1 protein-coding gene is annotated in these 339 nt (G+C 58.4%); it reads left to right on the forward strand.

What is annotated here, in order from left to right; all coding sequences use genetic code 11:
- Nucleotides 1-339, forward strand: a 339-nt coding sequence (locus AC2A1E_RS24400; protein WP_484385906.1) for a TolC family protein, incomplete at both ends; no start/stop codon positions are given.

Raw genomic sequence — 339 nt, forward strand, 5'->3', positions numbered from 1 at the left:
ATGGCTGCGGGTTATTACGTTGATCAGACCAAAGGGCAGCGCTGGCCACAGGTGCAGGTCGGGGTATCCACGCCGTTAGGCACCCAGGGGGGCAATGCCGATCTGCAACGCAATAACGCCAAGGCCAGTGATACTAGTGGGTCGGTATCTATCACCACGCCAATCTATGATTGGGGCAAGATCAGCAATCAGGTGGACAGCGCCGAAGCCAGCGTCACGGCGGCGGTGAATGCGGAGAGTTACACCAAAGAGCAGTTGGCTTACAGTACCGTGTCAGAGCTGATGAACCTGGGGCGCTATCAGGAAAGCCGCCAGGTGGCGTTGGCCTATGTTGCGCGC

The organism is Serratia sp. HNCC26DJ206 (genome assembly GCF_057180605.1).